The sequence below is a fragment of the Streptomyces sp. WM6386 genome, assembly GCF_000972385.1.
Lineage (GTDB): Bacteria > Actinomycetota > Actinomycetes > Streptomycetales > Streptomycetaceae > Streptomyces.
Map to the genome: position 1 here is coordinate 1 of NZ_JXTE01000747.1, position 325 is coordinate 325.

The window sequence follows — 325 nt, forward strand, 5'->3', positions numbered from 1 at the left end:
CTGGCCGGTGTCCAGGTCGAACGCGGTGACCCGCCCGCCGAGCGACACGTACACCTGGTTCCCCGCGACGCCGGGCCGCGACAGGCTGTCCGCGGGTGCCGTGAGGGTCCACATTCTCGATCCGGGTTCTTGTTCCAGGCGCGTGACGACCTCGTCCTCGAAGTCCCCGACATCCTCCGGCACGGTTCGGCCTCCCTTCCCACCGCGATGGTGCCCCGTGCGCCGGTAACCCGTCGACCACCGCGGCCAGTTGCCCGGCGAGGTCATCGGTTGGGTGCCTGGTCGTGGTGGGTGGTGTGGAGCAGGGTGTTGATGAGGTCTTGGG

1 protein-coding gene is annotated in these 325 nt (G+C 69.5%); it reads right to left on the reverse strand.

Features of this window, described 5'->3' with window-relative positions:
* Positions 1-183: PQQ-binding-like beta-propeller repeat protein (locus TN53_RS43505; protein WP_046264465.1), on the reverse strand; the 183-nt coding region annotated here is incomplete at its 3' end.
* Between the last annotated feature and the right edge of the window lie 142 nt (positions 184-325).